Raw genomic sequence first — 3,386 nt, forward strand, 5'->3', positions numbered from 1 at the left:
GCGGGGCGGGGAGGCCGGACTGGGCGGGGAGGCCGGACTGGGCAGGGAAGCCAGGCTGCGCGGGACGGAACGCGACCATGGACTCGCCGAGGGCGACAACCTCGACGGCCTCGACGCCCTCGACGGCCTCAGCGCTCTCGGTCGCGGTCACGGTGGGGCTCCTCGTGGGTGCGCCGGGGTCCGTTGACCCGGCGTTGGGCCGGATGTTAGACACGGGGCAGCGATAGGCGCAATGAGCGTTGCAGAGGATGCAACGCCTTGTGCAGGGCGGCATGAGGAGGCCTGATGGCAGCAGCGGTACCCCCGGAACTCGCCGGCGAGCGCGTGGACTTCCGCTTCAAGGGCCTGCCACCGGACGCCGAAGGACTGACCGTAGGCGAGCTGGCCGCCCAGCGCCGGAACCTCTTCACCGGGGGCTTCACCACACCCGTACTGGCCCTCTCCGCCGAACGCGTCGAGCACAACCTCGCGCTGCTGGAAACGTACTCCGAGCGGCACGGGCTGGCCTTCGCGCCGCACGGCAAGACGTCCATGGCGCCGCAGCTCTTCGCCCGGCAGATCGAGTACGGGGCGTGGGGGATCACGGTCGCCGTGCCGCATCAGGTACGGGTCGCGCGGGCCTTCGGGGTGGAACGGATCTTCCTCGCCAACGAGTTGGTGGACGCGGTGGCCCTGCACTGGCTGGCGGGCGAGCTCACGGCCGATCCGGAGTTCCGTCTGATCTGCTACGTCGACTCGGCGCGCGGTGTCGAGCTGATGCACACCGCGCTACGGGACGCGGGAGCCACCCGCCCGGTCGACGTCGTGATCGAGCTCGGCGCGGGCGAGGGGGCGCGTACCGGAGTGCGTACCGAGGCCGAGTGCCTGGAGATCGCCAACGCCGTGGCGGCGGCGGACACGCTGCGTCTGGTGGGCGTCGCGGGGTACGAGGCGCCGGTTCCCGACGCCGACGACGAGCGGGTACGCGCCTGGCTGCGCCGCCTCGTCGCGCTCGCCGTCGACCTCGACACGGAGGGCCGTTTCAAGGACCTCGACGAGATCGTGGTCAGCGCGGGGGGCAGCGAGTGGTTCGACGCGGTCGCTGACGTCTTCGCGGAGATTCCTGAGATGTCGGCGCCTGCGCTGAAGTTGCTGCGCTCCGGGGCGTATGTCTCGCACGATGACGGGCAGTACCGGCGCCGGACCCCCTTCAACCGCATCCCGTCCGAGGGCGCGCTGCAGCCCGCGTTCCGGCTCTGGGCCCAGGTGGTGTCCCGGCCCGCGCCGGACCAGGCGTTCGTCAACGCGGGGAAGCGGGATGCGGCGCATGATCTCGATCTACCTGAGGCGCAGGTGGTACGGGACGCGCGTACGGGAGCGGTCCGCGACGCCACGGGGCTCGCCGTGACGGCGCTCTCCGATCAGCACGCGTGGCTGCGTACGGAGCCGGGGGTTGAGCTGGAGGTCGGGGACTGGGTGGGTCTCGGGTTGTCCCACCCGTGTACGTCGTTCGACAAGTGGCAGCTGATTCCGCTGGTGGAGGGGGACGGGACAGTCGTGGACTACGTGCGGACGTACTTCTGACGGCTGGTTCAGACGACCGAACGCCCTCCGGGCGTGTCCTCAAACGCCGGACGGGCTGAAAGGTTCAGCCCGTCCCGCAGAAACGGCACCCCACCATGGACCTCGTCATCCGCGACGCCCACGTCATCGACGGCACCGGCGAGCCCTCCTACCGCGCCGACGTCGCCCTCCGGCGCGGCCGGATCGCCGAGATCCACCGCGAGGGCGACGGGCCGCGCCCAAGCGGCCCGAACACCCTGGACGCCACCGGACTCGCCCTGTCCCCCGGCTTCATCGACATGCACGCCCACACCGACCTCACCCTCCTCCGCGACCCGGACCACAGCGCCAAGGTCGCCCAGGGCGTAACCCTGGAGGTCATCGGCCAGGACGGCCTCTCCTACGCCCCCGTCGACGACCGCACCCTCACCCAGGTCCGCCAGACCATCACCGGCTGGAACGGCGACGGCGAAGGCATCGACTTCGACTGGCGGACCGTCGGCGAGTACCTCGACCGCCTCGACCGCAACTTCGACGGCGAAGGCATCGCCGTCAACGCCGCCTACCTGATCCCGCAGGGCACGGTACGGATGTACGCCATGGGGTGGGACGACCGCCCCGCAACGCCCCAAGAGCTGGACCGGATGCGCGAGTTGGTCGCCGAGGGCATGGCGCAGGGCGCCGTCGGCATGTCGTCGGGGCTGACGTACACGCCGGGGATGTACGCCGACGACCGCGAACTCGGCGAGCTGTGCCGGGTGGTGGCGAGGTTCGGCGGGTTCTACTGCCCGCACCACCGCTCGTACGGCGCGGGCGCGCTGGAGGCGTACGCGGACATGGTGGACCTCACCCGCGACGCGGGCTGCGCGCTCCATCTCGCCCACGCCACCATGAACTTCGGCGTGAACAAGGGACGCGCGGCGGAGCTCCTCGCGCTGATCGACACCGCGCTCGACGACGGGGCGGACATCTCGCTCGACACGTACCCCTACACACCGGGCTGTACGACGCTCGTCGCGATGCTGCCCAGCTGGGCGAACGAGGGCGGCCCGGAAGCGGTACTGGCGCGCCTGCGGGACGGCGCGGTCGCCGAGCGCATCCGGTACGAGCTGGAAGCGGTCGGGTCGGACGGGTGCCACGGCGTGCCGATCGAGTGGGAGACGATCGAGATCTCCGGCACCCAGCACACCCCGCTGGCCGAGTACATCGGCGAGACCGTCGCCCAGGCCGCCGCCCGACGGGGCGAGGCGCCCTGGGACGTCGCGCGGCGGCTGCTGATCGAGGACCGGCTCGGCGTGACGATCCTGCAGCACGTCGGGCACGAGGAGAACGTACGGGCGATCATGCGGCACCGGGTCCACACCGGCGGGTCGGACGGGATTCTGCAGGGCGCCAAGCCGCACCCCCGCGCGTACGGGACGTTCCCGCGCTACCTCGGGCGGTACGCGCGCGACCTGGGCGTGCTGCCGCTGGAGGAGATGGTCGCCCATCTGACCGCCCGGCCCGCGGCGCGGCTGCGGCTCCCCGACCGGGGGCTGGTCCGGGAGGGGTACCGGGCCGATCTGGTGCTCTTCGATCCGGCCACGGTCGCGGCCGGAGCCACCTTCGACGCGCCGCGCACGGGGCCCGTCGGCATTCCGTACGTGCTGATCGACGGGCGGTTCGTGGTCGCGGACGGGCGGCGTACGAACGTCCTGGCGGGCCGGGCGGTACGGCGTACACCGAAGCCCGGTACGCCGAAGCCCTGACCACAGCCCTGACCACCACTGCCCCCCACGACCGCCGCCGACCGCCACTGACCGCCGCCGACCGCCCCAGGTGGCGCACCTCACGTCCCCACCCAC

Annotated in this window: 2 protein-coding genes; both read left to right on the top strand. The window is 72.0% G+C overall.

Going from position 1 to position 3,386, the window contains the following annotated elements:
• Nucleotides 1–285: 285 nt before the first annotated feature.
• Entirely contained in the window at nucleotides 286–1,563 is a 1,278-nt protein-coding gene (locus U9R90_RS34515; RefSeq protein WP_411061300.1) for an amino acid deaminase, read from the top strand.
• A gap of 95 nt (nucleotides 1,564–1,658) precedes the next feature.
• Nucleotides 1,659–3,290 carry an N-acyl-D-amino-acid deacylase family protein gene (locus U9R90_RS34520; RefSeq protein WP_411061301.1) on the top strand — a complete coding sequence of 544 codons (1,632 nt, stop codon included), beginning with the start codon at nucleotides 1,659–1,661 and terminating at the stop codon, nucleotides 3,288–3,290.
• Nucleotides 3,291–3,386 lie beyond the last annotated feature (96 nt).

Source organism: Streptomyces sp. E11-3 (genome assembly GCF_046540415.1).
GTDB lineage: Bacteria > Actinomycetota > Actinomycetes > Streptomycetales > Streptomycetaceae > Streptomyces.